This is a genomic window from Bacillus niameyensis (assembly GCF_001375535.1).
Classification (GTDB): domain Bacteria; phylum Bacillota; class Bacilli; order Bacillales; family Bacillaceae_C; genus Lederbergia; species Lederbergia niameyensis.
Map to the genome: position 1 here is coordinate 1,280,461 of NZ_LN831197.1, position 20,011 is coordinate 1,300,471.

18 protein-coding genes and 1 tRNA gene are annotated in these 20,011 nt (G+C 37.3%); 6 read left to right on the forward strand and 13 right to left on the reverse strand.

The genetic code is table 11. The features are described from left to right. The first annotated feature begins 1 nt into the window (after position 1). The 3 genes from BN1243_RS06310 (at position 2) to BN1243_RS06320 (ending at position 2,964) form a co-directional block, all read left to right on the forward strand. Positions 2–1,000: an inorganic phosphate transporter gene (locus tag BN1243_RS06310; protein ID WP_062105370.1), complete on the forward strand. Its 999-nt coding sequence runs from the start codon at positions 2–4 to the stop codon at positions 998–1,000. A gap of 48 nt (positions 1,001–1,048) precedes the next feature. Beyond that, positions 1,049–1,441: a thiol-disulfide oxidoreductase DCC family protein gene (locus tag BN1243_RS06315; protein WP_062105371.1), complete on the forward strand. Its 393-nt coding sequence runs from the start codon at positions 1,049–1,051 to the stop codon at positions 1,439–1,441. 221 nt (positions 1,442–1,662) lie between these two features. Continuing rightward, a complete protein-coding gene (locus BN1243_RS06320) occupies positions 1,663–2,964 on the forward strand; it encodes an NCS2 family permease (protein WP_062105372.1) in 1,302 nt (433 codons plus the stop codon). A 44-nt stretch (positions 2,965–3,008) separates the two neighbouring features. Here the strand turns inward: BN1243_RS06320 and BN1243_RS06325 are convergent, their stop codons facing one another. From BN1243_RS06325 to BN1243_RS06350, 6 genes are all read right to left on the reverse strand, one after another. Continuing rightward, positions 3,009–3,806, reverse strand: a complete 798-nt coding sequence (locus tag BN1243_RS06325) for an ABC transporter ATP-binding protein (protein WP_062105373.1) — start codon at positions 3,804–3,806, stop codon at positions 3,009–3,011. Next, positions 3,781–4,833: an ABC transporter permease gene (locus BN1243_RS06330; protein ID WP_062105374.1), complete on the reverse strand. Its 1,053-nt coding sequence runs from the start codon at positions 4,831–4,833 to the stop codon at positions 3,781–3,783. The genes BN1243_RS06325 and BN1243_RS06330 overlap by 26 nt, the downstream gene beginning before the upstream one ends. A gap of 21 nt (positions 4,834–4,854) precedes the next feature. After that, positions 4,855–5,892: an ABC transporter substrate-binding protein gene (locus tag BN1243_RS06335; protein WP_062105375.1), complete on the reverse strand. Its 1,038-nt coding sequence runs from the start codon at positions 5,890–5,892 to the stop codon at positions 4,855–4,857. A gap of 183 nt (positions 5,893–6,075) precedes the next feature. After that, a complete protein-coding gene (gene yhbH, locus BN1243_RS06340; RefSeq protein ID WP_062105376.1) occupies positions 6,076–7,245 on the reverse strand; it encodes a sporulation protein YhbH in 1,170 nt (389 codons plus the stop codon). A 280-nt stretch (positions 7,246–7,525) separates the two neighbouring features. Then, positions 7,526–9,424, reverse strand: a complete 1,899-nt coding sequence (locus BN1243_RS06345; protein WP_062105377.1) for a PrkA family serine protein kinase — start codon at positions 9,422–9,424, stop codon at positions 7,526–7,528. Positions 9,425–9,866: 442 nt separating this feature from the next. Next, on the reverse strand, positions 9,867–11,432 hold the full coding sequence (locus BN1243_RS06350; RefSeq protein WP_062105378.1) for a DHA2 family efflux MFS transporter permease subunit: 1,566 nt from the start codon (positions 11,430–11,432) through the stop codon (positions 9,867–9,869). 148 nt (positions 11,433–11,580) lie between these two features. Here BN1243_RS06350 and BN1243_RS06355 point away from each other — a divergent pair, with 148 nt between their 5' ends. Beyond that, positions 11,581–12,477, forward strand: a complete 897-nt coding sequence (locus BN1243_RS06355; protein WP_062105379.1) for a TetR/AcrR family transcriptional regulator — start codon at positions 11,581–11,583, stop codon at positions 12,475–12,477. Between the two features lie 45 nt (positions 12,478–12,522). Here BN1243_RS06355 and trmL read toward each other — a convergent pair whose 3' ends face one another. From trmL to BN1243_RS06375, 4 genes are all read right to left on the reverse strand, one after another. After that, a complete protein-coding gene (gene trmL, locus BN1243_RS06360) occupies positions 12,523–12,996 on the reverse strand; it encodes a tRNA (uridine(34)/cytosine(34)/5-carboxymethylaminomethyluridine(34)-2'-O)-methyltransferase TrmL (RefSeq protein ID WP_062105380.1) in 474 nt (157 codons plus the stop codon). An 83-nt stretch (positions 12,997–13,079) separates the two neighbouring features. Further along, positions 13,080–13,955 (reverse strand): amidase domain-containing protein, encoded by an 876-nt coding sequence (locus tag BN1243_RS06365; protein ID WP_407638849.1) that lies wholly within the window; start codon positions 13,953–13,955, stop codon positions 13,080–13,082. A 118-nt stretch (positions 13,956–14,073) separates the two neighbouring features. Continuing rightward, entirely contained in the window at positions 14,074–15,210 is a 1,137-nt protein-coding gene (queG, locus tag BN1243_RS06370) for a tRNA epoxyqueuosine(34) reductase QueG (protein ID WP_062105382.1), read from the reverse strand. 101 nt (positions 15,211–15,311) lie between these two features. Next, positions 15,312–15,385: transfer RNA gene (locus BN1243_RS06375), tRNA-Gly, on the reverse strand. 248 nt (positions 15,386–15,633) lie between these two features. On the opposite strand from BN1243_RS06375, the gene BN1243_RS06380 reads away from it, so the two are divergent. After that, positions 15,634–16,149, forward strand: a complete 516-nt coding sequence (locus tag BN1243_RS06380) for a hypothetical protein (protein ID WP_062105383.1) — start codon at positions 15,634–15,636, stop codon at positions 16,147–16,149. A gap of 263 nt (positions 16,150–16,412) precedes the next feature. Here BN1243_RS06380 and trpB read toward each other — a convergent pair whose 3' ends face one another. Next, positions 16,413–17,582 (reverse strand): tryptophan synthase subunit beta, encoded by a 1,170-nt coding sequence (gene trpB, locus BN1243_RS06385; protein WP_062110448.1) that lies wholly within the window; start codon positions 17,580–17,582, stop codon positions 16,413–16,415. 376 nt (positions 17,583–17,958) lie between these two features. Here trpB and BN1243_RS06390 point away from each other — a divergent pair, with 376 nt between their 5' ends. Beyond that, the gene (locus tag BN1243_RS06390) at positions 17,959–18,147 is read left to right on the forward strand and encodes a hypothetical protein (RefSeq protein WP_062105384.1); all 189 of its coding nucleotides are present in this window, start codon (positions 17,959–17,961) and stop codon (positions 18,145–18,147) included. Here the strand turns inward: BN1243_RS06390 and mraY are convergent. Both mraY and BN1243_RS06400 read right to left on the reverse strand, forming a co-directional pair. Continuing rightward, on the reverse strand, positions 18,107–19,063 hold the full coding sequence (gene mraY, locus BN1243_RS06395; protein WP_062105385.1) for a phospho-N-acetylmuramoyl-pentapeptide-transferase: 957 nt from the start codon (positions 19,061–19,063) through the stop codon (positions 18,107–18,109). The two genes, BN1243_RS06390 and mraY, sit on opposite strands and share 41 nt — an antisense overlap. Before the next feature lie 47 nt (positions 19,064–19,110). Further along, the gene (locus BN1243_RS06400) at positions 19,111–19,977 is read right to left on the reverse strand and encodes a phosphotransferase (RefSeq protein WP_062105386.1); all 867 of its coding nucleotides are present in this window, start codon (positions 19,975–19,977) and stop codon (positions 19,111–19,113) included. Positions 19,978–20,011 lie beyond the last annotated feature (34 nt).

A 20,011-nucleotide genomic window follows, 5' to 3' on the forward strand; every position in this document is an offset into this window, starting at 1 on the left:
TATGGATTCTGTCTTACTTATCACAATAATTATAGTATTTCTTGCGTTAACTTTTGATTTTATTAACGGTTTTCACGATACAGCCAATGCAATCGCAACTTCCGTATCGACAAAAGCTCTAAGACCTCGAGTAGCTATTCTACTTGCAGCAGTGATGAACTTTATCGGTGCTTTAACTTTTACGGGAGTTGCCCAAACGATTACAAAAGATATTGTGAATCCCTTCACATTAGGAAATGGTACTACTGTCATTATGGCTGCCCTAATTTCTTCGATCGCATGGAATTTGATCACTTGGTATTTTGGAATACCAAGCAGCTCATCACACGCACTAATCGGATCAATCGCTGGAGCAGCTATTATGTCTGCCGGTTTTCATTCAATTAAATATGGTGGATTTCTGAAAATCATTGAAGCTCTTATTGTCTCCCCTTTGATTGCTTTCGCATTAGGGTTCATTATTTACACAATTTTTAAGCTTTCTTTCAAAAACTTGAATCTTCCTAAAACAAACAAACGATTTCGTTACATTCAAATCGCAACTGCTGCACTACAATCTTATACACACGGGACAAACGATGCTCAGAAATCAATGGGTATTATTACGATGGCCTTAATGGCTAGCGGACTTCATAAAACAACGGATATTCCTTTTTGGGTTCAGGTATCTTGTGCTACAGCTATGGCTCTCGGAACTTCAATCGGGGGCTGGAAAATCATAAAAACTGTCGGAGGAAAGATTATGAAAATCCGTCCGGTTAATGGAGTTGCCGCTGATCTTAGCTCCGCCATTATTATTTTTGGCGCGACATATATTCATTTACCTGTAAGTACGACCCATGTAATCTCTTCATCGATATTAGGAGTTGGTACTTCGCATAGAGTAAAGGGAGTAAAATGGGATACTGCTCAAAGAATGATTGTAACATGGGTCATTACTCTTCCAATCAGCGCATTACTCGCTGCTATGATTTACTTTATTTTAAACTTGTTTATGTAAAGCCTTCGATCTATAATGAAGATAAAACTTCTGCAAGGAGATATTTAAATGGAACCCATCATCTTTTTTGACGGTGAGTGTCACTTTTGTCAAGCAAGTGTACAATTTATTATCAAACGCGATTCCAATGGGTACTTCCATTTTACCTCCTTACAGGGGGAGTTTGGTCAGCGATTATTGAAGAAGGCGAATGCAAATTTGAGCATTGATAGCCTCGTTCTACACGAAAATGACCAAGTCTACTACAAAAGTACTGCTGCTCTCCGAATTTGCAAGCATTTAAACGGATTTTGGAAACTCCTTTATCCATTAATACTTGTTCCCGCCCCAATTCGAAATCTCCTTTATGATTTTATTGCTAGAAATCGTTATAAATGGTTTGGTAAAAACGACACCTGCATGCTCCCTAACCCCAAAATTAGAAAGCGATTTTTATCATAAATTGTTGAAAGTTTTTACTAAGATAACTGCGTAGTTTCAAATCAAAAAAACATAAATCTCACATTTATGTAAAAACTATTAAAAAAGGAGCACTGAAGTACATTGAAAGCTTCTTTTTTTATTTTAAAAAACACATTCGATAATAAAACTTGTAATTTAATCCAAAAACGAATATTATATTAAACGGAATTAATATCGTTCGTTTTTCAGGAGGAATGTTGATGTTTAAGCTGCAAGAAAACAATACCAATGTTAAAACTGAGCTTATCGCAGGTTTTACAACGTTTATGACAATGGTATACATCATTGTCGTCAATCCAATTATTTTAAAGGACGCTGGAGTGCCTTTTGAACAAGTATTTACAGCTACTGTAATTGCTACTGTAATTGGAACTTTGTGGATGGCATTAGCTGCAAATTACCCAATTGCAATTGCTCCTGGCATGGGATTAAACGCGTATTTCGCTTACTCGGTGGTCGGTTCTCATGGTGGAATCACTTATCAAACTGCTTTTTCAGCGGTATTTGTAGCAGGTATCATTTTTATCATTCTATCACTAACTAAATTTAGAAAAGTGTTAATCGAGGCTATTCCTGACAATATAAAGCATGGTATCACAGCCGGTATTGGTTTGTTTATTGCATTCATCGGCTTAAGACAATCAAACCTTATCGTAAGCCATCCAGAGAATCTTGTGCAATTAGGGGATTTGCATTCCCCAGTCGTTTTACTTACTTTACTTGGCCTAACGGTTACATTAGTATTAATGGCTTTAAGGGTTAATGGTGCCTTTTTCTTTGGTATGATTGTGACAGGCATTGTGGCCCTATTAACGGGGCAATTATCGTTCGACAAAGGGTTTATTGAAATACCTAAGTTACCGGAAGGACTTATAATTGCAAATCCTATAACAGCTTTCACTGATGTTTTTCAACATAGTTTATATGCGGTAGTCTTTTCTTTCCTACTTGTAACTATTTTTGATACAACGGGAACGATGATTGGAGTAGCTGAACAAGCTGGTTTGATGAAAGGTAATAAATTTCCTCGTGCACGTCAAGCCTTGCTGTCTGATTCAATTGGTTCTACATTGGGGTCCATGTTTGGAACAACTCCTACAACCGCCTTTCTCGAATCAACTTCAGGAGTTGCAGCTGGCGGAAGAACAGGATTAACAACCTTGACTGTTTCGATTTTATTTATCATTGCTGCTTTTTTTGGCCCGCTCGTTAGTGCTGTTTCAGGTTTATCAGCTATCACAGCCCCTGCATTAATTATTGTCGGAAGCTTGATGATCGGAGCTGTTGCAAAAATTAAATGGGGAGAAATTGATGAAGCTTTTCCAGCCTTTATTATTATCCTTAGCATGCCATTAACATCAAGTATCGCAACAGGAATTGCCCTAGGCTTTATTTCCTATCCAATCTTAAAATTAGCAACAGGAAATTGGAGACAAATTCACCCGATTCTTTATGTTTTCGGTATTCTCTTCTTGATCCAGCTAGTCTTTCTTCCACACTAATTACGAAAAAAGAGGCATTCCAATGTGGAAGCCTCTTTTTTCAACTAAACACTAAGTAATGTCTTATCATCCGCTAATTTTTCTCCACGGATTCGCTGGAACTCTGCCATTAATTTATCAATTGTTAAGGTTGGTTTCGTTTCTTCATCCACTTCAACGATAATCTGACCCTTATCCATCATAATCAATCGATTTCCAAGTTCGATCGCCTGTTGCATATTATGAGTAACCATTAACGTTGTTAAGCGATATTGTTCTACTAACTTTTTTGTCAAATTCGTAATTAGTTCAGCTCTTGCGGGATCGAGCGCTGCAGTATGTTCATCCAATAATAGGATTGCTGGTTGTGTAAAAGTCGCCATCAATAAGGATAAAGCTTGTCTTTCTCCACCTGATAAGAGACCAACTTTTGCATTCAGACGATTTTCCAAATTGAGATGAAGTGTTGCTAATGATTCTTTAAAGAATTCTCTCCTCTTTTTATCGACACCTTTTCGAAGCCCTCTTTTTTTATCACGCGAATAGGCCATCGCTAAGTTTTCTTCAATTGTCATCGATGGTGCTGTCCCAGCCATTGGGTCTTGAAATACGCGACCAATAAACCTTGATCTTCTAAATTCAGGCATTTTCGTTACTTGTTTTCCATCGATCCATACTTCACCTATATCAGGTGATAATGCACCAGATACCATGTTCATTAGAGTGGATTTTCCAGCTCCATTACTGCCTATAATTGTGACAAAATCACCTGCCTGCAACTCAAGATTAATCTGATCGAGAGCAATTTTTTCATCAGGTGTCGCTTCATTAAAAATTTTACCGATCTGTTCCAGTTTGAGCAACCGAATCCGCCCCCTTTCCACGAGAAACATTCAGGGCTGCAATTCTTTCTGCATGTCGCCTTGCCTTTCGTTTCTTTTCCCTTTGCTTCTCAAATAATTGTGGAATGACAAGAGCCAAGATAACGATAACAGCAGTAATTAATTTCATATCACTTGCATCAAGTATATCTACCCTTAAAGCCAGACCAAGGATGATCCGATAAATAATGGCGCCTACGACAACAGCCATAGTCGTTCTTACTAATGTCTTTGTACCAAAAATTGCTTCCCCTATAATAACCGATGCTAGACCGATGATAATCATCCCAATTCCCATTCCGACATCAGAGCTTTTCGAATACTGGGCAAAAATTGCTCCTGAAAACGCCACTAGAGCATTTGAAAGTCCTAAGCCAAATATAATCAAGTAGTCGGTATTTGCTGAGAAGCTGTTTATCATTTTTTTATTGTCACCAGTCGCTCGTATGGCAAGACCGATTTCCGTTTGTAATAACCAATCCGTCAGCAATTTAAAAAGCAGTGTGACGATGATCATAACAAAAAGAATTCCCCAAGTGGACGGCGGAAATTTCACTCCCATACTTGCTAACATTCCGTTTAATGCTTGATCAATTCCTAAAGAACTCCAAAATTCAACGAACTTCGTAAAGATCGTCTCCTCTTTCATAAGCGGAATATTCGGACGGCTTACAGAATGCTCTGTCGTCGTACCCATAATTCGCAAATTTATCGAATAAAGGGCGATCATCATTAATATCCCGGAAAGAAGCGGATTGATCTTTCCTTTCGTATGAAGAAGTCCCGTCAAACAGCCTGCTAGGAAGCCCGCAACTAACGCAAATAAAGTAGCAACAATCGGATTATATCCTAGAACGACCATCGAGGCGGCAACCGCTCCCCCTGTAACAAAACTACCATCCACCGTTAAGTCTGGAAAATCAAGCACTCGGAAGGAAAGATAAACCCCGAGTGCCATAATCGCATAAATGATTCCTTGTTCAACGGAGCCAAACATTGCTGCAAACATATTCGAATCAGCTCCTATCCATTATTCCAATTCTGCATTCCACTCATCTTTAATGTCCAATTCAATTGTCTTAGCTGTTTCTTCATTAAGGACGAATTTCAAATTTTGTGGATATTGTACAGGTAAATCAGCTGGTTTCGCTTCACCTTTTAAGATTTTCGCTGCCATCTCACCAGCTTCATAACCAATATCAAAGTATTCAAAGCCGTATGCTGCAAGTCCACCTTTACGTACAGAATCAAATTCTCCAACCATTAATGGTAATTTATATTCATTCGCTACAGTAATAACTGATTCAAGAGCAGAAACAACAGTATTATCAGTAATAATATAGAGAGAATCGACTTTTCCAATTAGAGATTCTGTTGCTTGTTTAACATCTGCTGAAGTAGCGACTGTTGCCTCTTCAATTTCAGCATCTGTTCCTTCTAAAGCCTTTTTTGCAATATCTACTTGCGCACGGGAATTTTGTTCCCCTGAGTTATAAACCATTCCAATTTTCTTTGCTCCAAGTTCCTCAGCCAAAAATTTAATTGTATTCGGGATCGCGTCAGGATGAGTATCAATTGTTCCTGTTACATTTCCACCGGGATTTTCCATCGACTCAACTAATTCCGCTCCAACAGCATCCGTTACAGAAGTAAATACAATAGGAATTTCATCTGTCACACTTACTACAGCTTGAGCACTAGGAGTTGAATTTGCAAAAATTAAATCGACATTAGAATTAACTAAATCGGAGGCAATAGTCGTATTGACACTCTTATCATCATTGGCATTTTTAATATCATATTCAACTTTAAGACCAGCATCCTCCAATGCTTTCTTGAAACCATCAAAAGCCGCATTTAAAGAGTCATGTTCAACAATTTGTGTAACTCCAATTTTAAATGTTTTCTCATTTTCTTTCTCTCCACTTTTTTCTGGCTGATTTTCCTCAGGTTCAGATTTACCACCATTTGTTTCAGGTGTTGATGAAGATTGACCGCATGCTGCTAACCCTACTAGCAAAGTCACTAAGAAGATTGCCAACGTCAGTCCTTTCCAACTCTTTCTCATTTCGATTCCCCCTATTTTTGTAAAATAGCAATTTTTTATTCTAGTAATAATATTTATGCTATATTACACTTCAACACAGATTTAGTCAATAGTTCAACGCGGTAAAGTAGAAAAAGCTGAATCTACTTAAAGTGGAATCAAATAAAAAATCCTGAACAGAATTCAGGATTTTTAGCATATTTTTTAGACGATCTGCTGTTCAACCTCTTTCTTAAAAAAACTCTTCATCGCATGAAAAACATCCGCTTTTTCCTTCAAAATATAATAATAGAACTTTTCATTTTTTATATGTTTATAAACCGACATTAAAGTAGAATTTCGTTGGTATTGATTAACTTCTCCATATCCAAACATATTTGTTTTTTCCATGATTTCATTCACCAGTTTTAAGCAACGCGGATTATCTGAAGTCAGATTATCTCCATCTGAAAAATGAAATGGATAAATATTAAATCGACTCGGGTCATATTTATCATTGATTAGCTCCAAAGCTTTTCGATAAACCGAAGAACATATTGTCCCGCCGCTTTCTCCTTTAGAGAAAAACTCTTCTTCTGTCACTACTTTTGCTTCCGTATGGTGGGCAATAAATTCAATAGTGACGGATTCGTATTTCGTTCGCAAAAAGCGTGTCATCCAGAAAAAGAAGCTCCGCGCCATATATTTTTCCCAGATTCCCATTGAGCCGCTCGTATCCATCATTGCAAGGATTACTGCATTGGATTCAGGCTTGTGAACTTCATTCCATGTTTTAAACTTTAAATCTTCTGGATAAATAGGGTGGAAACTTGGGCTTCCTTTTATGGCATTTCGTTTAAAAGCAGAGAGCATCGTTCTCTTCTTGTCAATATTGCCCATGAGCCCAGTCTTACGTATGTCGTTATATTCAATATGTGTTACTTGATTTGCATCTTGTTCTTTTCGTTGTAAATTAGGTAATTCTAATTCTTTAAACAAAGCTTCTTCCAATTCCATCATCGATACTTCTGCTTCATAGTAGTCTTCTCCAGCCTCATCTCCAGCCCCTTGACCTTTACCTGGCCCCTTTTGTGGAGATCCGTCACGGGCAACAACATCCCCTACTTGACTATCTCCATCTCCTTGGCCGACATGTTTATTTTTATCATAATTATAACGAATTTTATATTCATCTAATGATCGTATCGGTATTTTCACTACATCCCGTCCATCGGACATGATAATACTCTCTTCCGTAATTAAATCAGGTAAATTCTGACGGATAGCGTCCTGCACTTTTTCCTGATGACGCTGTTGATCATCATGACCTTTTCTATGGAGGGACCAATCTTCCTGAGAAATCACAAACTGGTGTTGATCTTCCTTTTTCACCATTTTACCCTCCTTCAATTTATTCACACTTACCGAAAAATTGCATAGTATATGGCAGTGGGTTTTTAGCTAATGATCTTGTAAGCGTTAATTACTCTATCCTATGCAAAAAAACGAATTTATTTACAAATTACTTTTAGATTTGGACAATACTCGTAGTGGACAAGTAGCTGAAGCAAACCGCTATATTAAGCACTACTTATCATATTAAATAGGCTATCCTTTCTTCCAAGGATAGCCTATTTTTTTCTGAAAGTTAGTGCAAATTCTAATATTGTTTCACTTATCTATTTAATAAACTACCTACATACCTTAACAAATCATTAGCCGAAGTGGAGTTATACCCATGTTCATCAATTAGACGGGCGACAACTTCGTTAATTTTCTTCAATTGCTGTTCATCAGGCGTTGTTGAAGAAGTAGTGATTTTGACTACATCCTTCAAATCAGCAAAAAGTTTTTTCTGGATCGCCTCACGCAATCTAGCATGTGACCTATAATCAAAGCTTTTCCCTTTCCGTGCAAGTGCCGAAATGCGAATTAAAATTTCCTCTCTAAATGCTTTTTTTGCATTTTCAGAAACACCAATTTGTTCCTCGATGGAACGCATTAATTTTTCATCTGGATTAATTTCTTCACCTGTTAAAGGATCTCTTAGTTTCGACTTATTGCAATAAGCTTCTACATTATCTAAATAATTATCCATAAGTGTTTTTGCAGACTCTTCATAGGAATAAACAAACGCTTTTTGAACTTCTTTCTTGGCAATGTCGTCATATTCTTTTCGGGCCATTGAAATAAAGTTCAAATATTTCTCTTTTAACTCTTGAGTGATGGATGGGTGCTGATCAAGCCCCTCTTTTAAAGAACGTAATACATCCAAGGCATTTATGGAAGTAATTCCTTTCCGAATGATCGTTGATGAAATCCGATTTATAACATAGCGTGGATCAATCCCACTCATACCCTCTTCTTGAAATTCATTTTTCATTTCATCGACGTCAGCAGAATTAAAGCCTTCCACATTTTCACCGTCATACAGGCGCATTTTCTTAATTATATCGACATCGCCACGTTTCGTTTCCTTTAATCTTGTAAGAACTGTAAACATAGCTGCTACTCGAAGTGTGTGTGGTGCTATATGAACATCATCAGCTACATCACTTTCACGAATCATTTTTTCGTATATGCGTTCTTCCTCAGACACCCTCAAATTATAAGGAACTGGCATTACTATAATCCTGGAATGAAGAGCTTCATTCTTTTTATTAGCAATAAACGATCGATATTCTGTTTCGTTTGTGTGTGCAACGATCAATTCATCTGCTGATATTAGTGCAAACCTTCCAGCTTTAAAATTTCCTTCTTGGGTTAGCGATAATAAATGCCATAAAAATTTCTCATCACATTTTAACATTTCTTGAAATTCCATCAAGCCTCGATTCGCCTTATTAAGCTCTCCATCAAAACGATAAGCACGAGGATCTGATTCTGATCCAAATTCGGCAATCGTAGAAAAATCGATACTTCCGGTCAAATCAGCTATATCTTGAGATTTTGGATCAGAAGGGCTAAATGTTCCGACACCGACACGTTTATCCTCCGAAAAGAAAATACGCTCGACAATCACATCTTCAATTCGTCCTCCGTATTCCTCTTCTAGACGTAATGTATTTAACGGTGATAAATGCCCCTCAATTCGAATCCCGTATTGCTGATAAAAATCGTCACGAAGATGCGGTGGAATTAAATGAAGGGGATCTTCATGCATTGGGCAACCTTTAATCGCATATACAGCCCCATTGTCAGTCCGAGTGTAAGCTTCCAATCCTCTTTTCAATAATGTGACAAGTGTCGATTTACCACCACTTACAGGCCCCATCAATAACAATATCCTTTTTCTTACATCTAAACGTTTTGCAGAAGGATGAAAATATTCCTCCACTAATTTTTCAAGCGCCTCTTCTAACCCATATATATCTTCACTAAAAAAACGGTATTTCTTCCTGCCATTTTCCTCCTCAACACCCGCATCCTTAATCATATTATATATTCGAGAGTGGGCGGACTGTGCGATCCAAGACTTCTCTTCCAGCAGCTCCAAATATTCCGATAATGTTCCTTCCCATTTCAAATTCTCTTCATGTGATCGGTACTGTTCAATCTTCTTTAAAATATCCATAGAAACCTCCCCAATTGGTGTGATGAGAGATGATTATTTCATTCTATGCGCTTGGACAACTAAACATGATTAATTCCATTAGCTTGTCAAATTCACAAATGTTTCGTACTTTTGCCATGAAACTTTTTAGAAAAATAGACCATATCTTAAAAAAATGGGCTATAATAAGAAATAGAGGTACTTGATTAAAAGGGAGGCATACATACAGATGAAAGTGATCATCATTATTGGCGTCTGCATCGCATTCTTAGCCGCTATTTTTACATCTGGTTATGAGGATAAACCAGGAACGAATAAACAATAAATTTTAAAGCATCGTTTGTGCAATGCCCCCTTTAGTTGGATTAATAATCTAACTAAAGGGGGTTTTTTAATTAGGACTGACAATCTTGTGCCAAAGAAAAAAACACGGCTTATTTCTCGCCGTGTTTCCTCTTCCTCTCTATTCTGTTGCAACCTTTTTCGTGCTTGCCACTTTCTCCATATTGACTTTTTCAGGCATTGGTGGTTTTACCCTCTTCATAAATAAAGCCAGAACTAATGCCAAAGCAGCTATTAATGTTGAAACAAAAAATGCATGGGTGATTCCATCCAACATTGCTTGATGTTCGATTGCTGTTTTCATTTGCTCAAGTGCTTCTGGTGTCGGCTGCACATTCGGATCAGCTTTAGAAGCTGCGTTAGCGGCCAATTGTTCACCCGAACTAGAAGCCCTTTTTGACATGACAGTGATCATAAATGCTGTTCCAATCGCACCGGAAACTTGTTGAAGAGTATTATTAATGGCTGTTCCATGAGGATTATCCTTCATTGGAAGCTGATTCATCCCATTTGTCATAACAGGCATCATAACCATCGACATTCCAAACATTCTAAATGTATAAAGAAACATAAGGTGTAGAACGGATGTTTCGAGCGTTAATTTCGAAAATAGGTATGTTGTGATAATCATGATTGATAATCCAACAACAGCAAGAATCCTCGCCCCATATTTATCAAATAAACGGCCCGTGATCGGAGACATAATCCCCATCATTAAAGCACCTGGTAACATCAATAATCCAGAATTCATCGGAGATATCCCTCTTAACTCTTGCACATAAATTGGCGTTAAGATCATCCCTGAGAACATCGAAACAGCGATAACGATTGAAATTCCAGACGATAATGCAAACATCGGATATTTATAAATACGGAATTCAAGTAAAGGTTCATCTAATTTTAATTGCCGAACAATAAAGAGAAGAAGCATAACAGTTCCAACTGCAATAGGAACGTAGGCTCTTGGCGAATCCCAACCAACCTCTGTATCCCCAGCAGAACTAAAGCCATACAAAATTCCTCCGAAAGCTATACTTGAAAGTAGCAACGAAAGAAAATCTAAATTAACTTTCCTAAGAGGAGTAATATTTTTCAATTTAAAGATTGCCAAAAGTAAAACGACTACAGCAATTGGAAGAACAACATAGAACAAAGCTCTCCAATTAAAAGTTTGAATGAGATACCCAGATAACGTAGGACCAATCGCCGGAGCAACAATCATAACGAGGCCGAAAAATCCCATTGCCGTTCCTCTTTTTTCTACTGGAAAAGCGGTCAACATAACATTCATTAATAAAGGCATCATGATAGCAGAACCTGCGGCTTGCGTCATCCTTCCAGCTAGCAACAAAGCAAAACTTGGGGCGACTGCAGCCAGTATCGTACCTAAAGTAAACAAACTCATCGCTGTAATAAATAACTTACGATTTGAAAAACGCTGAATTAAAAAAGCACTTGCTGGAATAAGTATTCCATTCACAAGCATATATCCTGTTGCCAACCATTGTACTGTAGCGGGACCAATTGCAAATTCCTCACGAATGGATGGTAACGCAATATTAATTAATGTATTATTTAATATTGAAACAAAAGCACCAATAAAAAGAACCGCAATTGCTCCATATGGCGGCTTCTTTTGCATGGATTCTATATCCAAATTAATTCCCCCAATCAATTTATATATCATTTATATTATAGGCTCGATTGTTTACTTTAAACATTCTATACTCGTGGTCTATAAAAAGCAACAATAAATTTTAAAAACAACAATAAAATTGCTTAAACACCGTCATATATGTAAAATAAAAATAGACCAATAGTATAAAGGTGAGAACATGAACCAACGAAAAAGACAAATTATCGAAGTAGCTCACCGCCTATTTCTTGAAAAAGGTTTCCAAGCTACTTCTATTAAAGATATATTAGAAAATGCAAAAATTGCGAAAGGCACATTTTATAATCACTTCGCCTCGAAAAATGATTGTTTAATTGCTATTCTTGAACTTGTTAGAAGCAATGCTCAGGAAGTGCGCGAAGAACTGGCTCTAGGAAAAGCTAAAGATGATGAGGATGTATTTATAGAGCAAGTATTAGTGCGTATGAAAATGAATCGAGAACAGAATTTACTTCCTCTATTTGAATCTGTCTTTCATTCTAAAGATCCAGATTTAAAGGTTTTTATGAAAAAGTATTTTGAAAAGGAATTAATTTGGATATCACAGAGAATCATTGATGTACTTGGAGAAAAGGTAAGAAAATATGCTCTCGATTACGCTTGCATTTTTTTGGGGACAATTCAACAAATGATCCATGTTTGGATGCTTGGCACAAAAAAGAGTTTTGAATTTAGAGAAATGACCTATTTTGCTTTAAATAAATTAAAGGCGATTGCTAAAGCCGAAAATCAGGATAAGCGCCCCTTCTTTCCATCTAACTGGCTTTCTAGTTTGGAAACGAACGAAGGTAAAAGTGTAGAGGATCTGAAAACTCAATTAATAACAAAATTAAAAATCCTTCTTACACGCATGGAAAGTGAACAGGAAAAACAAGAGACCATTAAGTTTCTTTATACAGAACTACAGACAAACGAACCACGTATTTTTTTAATAGAAAGTGTTTTATTATATATTGAAGAAAAAATGACAATAACCTTTTTTACAAATGAAATAAGAGATATTATTGATCTTACACAGCAATATTTACATCACTCGGAAAAAAAGAAATCTCCATAGCCAAAAAAGGCTACAGAGATTTCTTTTTTCTGTTTAACAAATTTTTTAATGCAAACCTAGATAGTTTTGCTGTCTTAATGCTTCATATACGAGAATTGCTGCCGTATTTGACAAGTTTAGTGACCGTACATTGTCATTCATTGGAATCCGCAAACATCTTTCTTGATTCTCGGCAATTAAATCCTTCGGCAAGCCAGTTGTTTCCCTGCCAAACATAAAATAGTGATCTTTTTCTGAGTTCGAATAGTCGAACGATGTGTGTGGAACTTTTCCAAATTTAGATAAATAATAATATTCCCCAGCAGCATTCTTCGCAAAAAACTCATCTAGAGAATCATAATAAGTAATATCGACGTGCTGCCAATAATCAAGTCCAGCACGCTTCAACATTTTATCATCTGTCGAAAAACCGAGTGGTCTAATTAAATGTAATTGTGTATCTGTTGCCGCGCATGTTCTAGCAATGTTACCTGTATTTGCCGGAATCTCTGGTTGATATAAAACAACGTGATTTGGCACTAGTGTTCACCTCATTCAAAAATCTTATAAAAGTAGATAAAGTTCTCTTTCTTTTCCCCACTGTGCCATTATACAATAAGTTTTCAAGCGTCATCTATAATTGTATACATTTTATATTGAATATTGGGTGTATAAGCAGTGGAATCCTCATATGCCCAATACCTCATTCGGCTATTATACGTATGCGCGTTGACAAGTGGCTCTCCAGCCGCATCCTTTCCTGTCACAATTGTATTATGGTCAAAACGGCCATCACCTTGAAAATCATAACAAATAACATCACCTAGTTGTAATTCACGAGGATCTTTGACTTCTTTTGCTCGTAAACCGATAGTCGAACTCCCTAAATGATTTTTTAACGCATTTGCAACTGACCAACTATAACTCCAATTCTTATTTTGATACCACCAACCCTTTGAACGATTTGGATATCCGCGCATCGGTGCCCCTCCTGCGTGAATGCATTGAGAAACATAGTTCGTACAATCTACCTCAAATGCTTCATATGCAGGATTATAATTATCCCACCATTTCTCCGCGTAACGAACGACCTCTAATCGATTATACGTAAAAGCAGACCTATTCTCTTCTGAATTTTCCTCATAAAAAAAAGTTAAATCATCTGTACCAGTAGGAAATTGCACTGCTATTTCTCGATCTTCTACAATCGTCTCTTTAAACACCGCCGCTTGTCGATTCTCTATTTCTTCCTCAATATAGATCTTCCCAGGTTGCTTTATTAAATATTTCAAATGAACCCGATAATGAATATCATCAAACTCTTCACCGGAATTTCTAGATAATACCTTTCCAGTCGCCATAACTTTTACAATCTCAGCATTCCGTTTTGCAAATAACTCATGTTTCCGTGCGATTTTTTCTTCCTCAACCTTACGCCTTCTCACGACCTGATCTATCCGTTCCTCCAATTGTTTAGCCAACTGCTTGCGCACAACCATCCCTCCTCACTGATATATATGCACACCCCGTGCCTGTCACCACCCGAATTTTGTCGAAACTCGGATAGATGAAAAAAGACGAGACTGGCATGGCCAGCTCGTCTTTTTTCACACATTTTTACTCCTTGCTAAAAAATTGCAATCCCTTTTCTATTTCAATAAGAACATCTTCATCTTGCTCTCGGCTTTTCGCTTCTAATAGTGCATTTTCAGCTTCCACACCACCGATTTTACCGAGTGCCCAGGCGGCAGTTCCTCTTATTACTGGGCGAGGGTCCCCATTCATAACGTCTACTAGATCCCCCACTGCTTCTTCCTCTTTAAAATGGGCTAAGGCAATGATAGCATTGCGCTGAATCGGCTTTTTTCCCCGCCATGAGCCAGACATAAAGCCATACTTTTCCTTAAATTCACGATTTGAAATTTTTAAAAGTGGCTGTAAAAGCGGCTTTGTGACTTCAGAATAAGGTTCCATATCAGGATGATTATGAAAATCTACCCCTTTATTTTTCGGACAAACAACTTGGCACGTATCACATCCATACAAGCGATTTCCGATTTTCGTACGGAATTCATCCGGAAGGAAATCCTTTGTTTGTGTCAAAAAGGAAATACAACGTTGTGCATTTAGCTGCCCTCCCTGAACAAGGGCACCTGTAGGACAGGCATCTAAACATTTTCGGCATTCGCCACACTGTTCTTCCATCAACTCGTCTGGTTCAAAGGGTAAATTAGTAATCATCTCTCCAAGGTATACGAATGAACCAAATTCAGGTGTAATGATCGAACAATTTTTCCCACTCCAACCAATCCCAGCTCTTTCGGCTACAGCGCGATCAGCAAGCTCACCAGTATCCACCATCCATTTAAAGCGCGCTTCTGGTACACAACTATCAATATAAGCGCCTAATTGTTCTAATTTCTCCCGGACTAGAACATGGTAATCTATTCCCCATGAAGCTCGTGCAAATAATCCACGCCGTGCCCCCTTTTTCCCAATTGGGGGTTCTTCCATTCTGGAAGGATAAGCGAGTGCAATTGCGATAATCGAGCGAGGCTGATCGAAAATGAGAGAAGGCTCTGTTCGTTCATCAATGTTCTTATGTTCAAAACCAGATTGATATCCTAATTCCTGCTGGCGAATTAATCTATTTTTAAGCTCGCTGAAAGGATCGGCACTCGCAAAACCGATTTTATCGATACCAATTCTCTTACTATACGAGATAATATCTTCTTTTAGTTGTCGATAATCCATAAGTGTCCCTCCAATCAGACATGCATTCCAAAAACAATTTCAGTTGCAAAAAAACGCAAAGCCTCGTTCTTTTTTGATACGAGACCCTGCGTTGGTATGTATGGAGCGGGTGATGGGAATCGAACCCACGACAACAGCTTGGAAGGCTGTAGTTTTACCACTAAACTACACCCGCATTTTCCTTCTTCTAAAGTCGACTTTAATATTATATATAATAATTGACAAACATGCAATAACTGACACGGAATGTTCATTATATATCCAATTTTTACCATATGCCTAAAATAAAATACATCTGTTATGATTCCTCCCATGATAAACTAAGAAAAGCATAGGGGCTGAAGTCTAGACCAAGCGTTAGCCCATTATTTAAACTTTCTTATCCAATACAAATGAAAATAACGGACAGGAGACCAAGATAATATGGGGAAAATAACACTTGCGGAAGCAGTAAAGTTAAAAAGTATTTTAACAAAAAGGATACATGAACTTGAAGAAGAGATTCATCGCGTTGCGTTCACCAATGTGGAAAAGGGCGAGAAAGTCGAACCTGGTCCTAGAACAGTCGCTCAAGTTGAACTAGAACTTGACGACGTCAGGTCAGATGCCCGTCTATTGGACAAACTCATGTATCGTGCAAATATTGATAATACGATCACATATAAAAATGAAGAATTATCTATCGTTGAAGCGATCGAACTTGCGACCCAACTTCGTGCTAAAGCAAGACTCTACAAAGAATTCGGTGCAGCAAATAAAGAAGAAATCCAGTATGGCTATGCAGAAAATACAACTGTTTACCGTGTGGCACTTTTTGAACCTGAAGCCTATCGGATCCAAGCGCTTCAACTCGAAAAAGATGCACATAAATTATCAAATTTAATCAATGCAAAAAATTATTCCATTACGCTCGATTTTAATGACGAAAAATATTTCTAACCTTGGTCGGGTGAGACTCCCTGCCAAGGCATGGAGTGAAGTTCCTTCAATATTAGTTGAGAGCGCTAACCAATGACCCGTTCCCATTTACTTATTGACCCATCACCCATAACCAACTAAGGCAAAAGCAAACGCCCTTTAATTGTTATGAAAGTACACACTTCACTCTATGAGAAAGTCCCCTTCAATCGGGGGGCTTTTCTGTTTCTTGTAACATATATAATTGTAAAAGGCTCCCAATATTTTTATGGAAGCCTTTTACTTTATTGATCTTTCAACATTGCAAACACTTGTTCAACATCCTTATCTCCACGACCAGAAATGTTGATAATGATACTCTCTTTTTTACCTACCGTTGGAGCAAGTTTCAATGCGTAAGCTACAGCATGAGCACTTTCAAGCGCAGGAATAATTCCTTCGGTCTTAGATAAAATTTGGAAAGCTTCTAAAACCTCAGCTTTTGTAACAGTAACATATTCTGCCCGACCAGTAGTTTTCAATTGGCTATGTTCTGGACCACAACCAGGATAATCTAATCCAGCTGCTATTGAATATGTTGGAAGTGGATTTCCCTCTTCATCTTGTAAAACAAGACATTTAAATCCATGGATGACACCTGTTGTTCCTTTTGTTAAAGTAGCTGCTTCAGCTGGTTCAATGCCAATTAAGCGCACTTCCTCATCTTCAAGATAATCAGCAAAAGAACCGATAGCATTACTTCCTCCCCCTATACAAGCAAGAACTGCATAAGGAAGTCTGCCTTCTTTGGCGAGAATTTGTCGTTTACTTTCCTTACTAATAATCGATTGAAAATGCTTAACCATTGTTGGAAATGGATGTGGTCCAACAGCAGACCCTAATAAGTAAAATGTATTTTCATAGTTTGCAACTAAATCAGCTAATGCTTCATCAACCGCTTCCTTTAAACGAGCTTGCCCTTTTGTTACAGCAACTACCTTCGCGCCGAGTAATTCCATCCGAAAAACATTGAGAGCTTGGCGCTTCGTATCTTCTGCCCCCATATAAATCGTACAATCCATTCCAAACATCGCACAAACGGTTGCCGTTGCCACACCGTGCTGACCTGCACCTGTCTCGGCGATCACTCGTTTAGCACCCATTCTTTTGGCTAGCAGTATTTGTCCAAGAACATTATTAATTTTATGAGCCCCTGTATGGTTTAAATCCTCACGCTTTAAATAAATTTTTGCTCCACCCAATTCATTCGTTAACCGTTCGGCAAAATAAAGCGGAGACTCCCTTCCAACATAGTCTTCAAAATAATATTGTAGCTCCCTGTTAAACTCCTCATCATCTTTATACTTCTCAAATTGATCTGCGAGAATCTGCAACACTTTTTCAAGTTGCGGCGGGACAAAACTGCCACCAAATTCTCCGAAATAACCTTTCTCTACTTGGCTCGTCTGACTCATCTTTTCTCCACTCCCTAATATAAAATAAAAGGCCCCCATAAATTCATCCTAAAGGACGGGAAACCCGTGATTTCGCCAACAAATGTAAACGAACTTAAATTTTTTGTCTCTTTTATTCAATTCAGATACTACTGTTGTTATTCCCTTAAAAAAATAAGTTTTATTTTTCTTAATTTTATTATTTATCTTGTTATCAGTCAATACAAAACAGATTTTCATATTCTATTAGACTGCTAAAGGATAAAACAGCCTTAAGACTAGTCCCCAATTCAAAGCCACTTATTAGTTGTGCATGAACACAAAATGAAGGGCCACTCCTTTTCCCCAAACATTCCCAATCATTCTCCATATACTGTTAAAAAGGAGTCTGATCTTTATGGAAATAACCGTTCTTTACTTATTGGTTGGATTTTTCCTAAGCGCCTCACTTTATGCGGTTGCAGATTCCCGTCCCTTTTTACTTTCCATCGTTGTCTGTATTGCTTGGTTTCCGTTACTAATCCTAGGCATGACTCTTGCTCCATTCATGAATGAAGGAGATATCGCCAATAAACAAAACAGATAAATGTACAAACCCAAGAGATAAATCCAAATATCGTTACAATCGACGTTTCTGACCATCCGTATTTTAAACCAAAATGGTAATGGATCGGGGTCATTCTGAAAATCCTTTTACCTGTACGCTTAAAATAAAAGACTTGTAGAATGACAGATAACTGTTCTGCAAAATAAATTAAAAATAATACCGGAATTAAAATTTCTACCTTTTCCAAGACAGCTAGAATAGAAAGTGAGCCACCAATCGCCAAAGAACCAGTATCCCCCATAAACGCTTTAGCGGGAAAGATATTATAGATGAGAAAACCTAACAAGCAGCCAATCATAATTAAACTAAATGCTTGCACCTCTACCCTCTCTGATATCATAAAAAAGAAAAAATACGTAGGTATCGCCACAATTCCTAAAAGACCGTCCAAACCATCCGTAAAATTAATAGCATTAGCCGAACCTACTACAAATAAAGCGATAATGATGATATAAAGTACTATGGGAAGCTCAAAAGAAAGATTTTTATAAATGTGAATTTCAGTATCTAATCCTAACTCCCAAATAATATATAAAAGCAAAAGACCTGTAAAAACAAATTGGAAAATTAACTTTGTCTTGCCAGAGACGCCTCCGGGATCCTTCCGAGAGGCTTTCCAAAAATCGTCTAAAAAGCCAATAAAACTAAATAAAATATAAGTAATGGATAAGAAAAACATAAATGGAGTAGGATAATAAAACAATGCAACGACAATTCCAACAAAGAGGATCACTCCAAACATTAATGGAGTGCCTTTTTTTAGTTGATGATTTTCAGGTAATTCTTTTCTAATAGGTTGAATAAGTTCCATATTTTTCAAAAATCTAATTAATAATGGTGATAAAATAACAACTGCTACAAAAGAAATTAATGCTGGGATTATGTAATCCTTCATTTTTCTCTACTCCCTTGCTTCATACCTTGTAATATATTTCCATTTTTTCACAACAAGTCTTTTTCTTTTAGATATCGATTGTTGCTTATGAACTCTCTTACTTTTTTAATCGTATTATGGATCACAGGTACATGACCGTTTCGATACAGTAAAATCCATCTCATATAAGCTAGTGCTTCAAAAATATCAATCTCATCTTTTTCCATTGGAAGTTGTAATAAATAAGTAGATGCGAAAATGGGAGGAAATTCATTGATCGGATTATATATTTTCGAAAGTGCCAGTGACCAGATAAAATCATACCTTGAGTCTCCAAGCTGCCCGTTTGTCCAATCAATAACTTTTAGTTCCCCTTGATCTCCGACTATATTTTCCAAATGAAAGTCACCATGGATGAGCCGATCTTGTCGCAAACTGGCCGCGTCCACTATATGAATTAAAAGCGGATAAAGGTCTGGGTAGTTACAGATATCTGGAAAAAAATAGTTAATGAATTCGTATTTTGGAATATTTAAATCTACCAAATCTCTAATTGGAATTTGATGAATACTAGTGAAAATGGTAGCAATTTCCTTTAGCATTTCATTATCAATTTTACGAAGTGGATATCCATCAAATGGAGTTAGCAAAGCTTGGTTCCCGTCTTTATCGATCCCCCAAGAAACAGGTTTGGAAACAAACTGGCCATATTCTGAAAGTCTTTTCAACAATTGATACTGGAATTGTATATCTGGCTTGGAGCTCTTATTCCATGTTTTAAGTACGAAACACTCTTTATCTAAGCAAATTTTTACAACTTCAGCTTCAAACCCAGAATTCATCGGAAGAATCTGTAGAGTTTCTTGAAAACTAAGTAACTTATTTAAGCTAGCATTCACGTCCATCCAATCAATAAAAGTTAAAGGATTTTGCATGTACTCACGTCCCTTTATTATCATATATCAAATA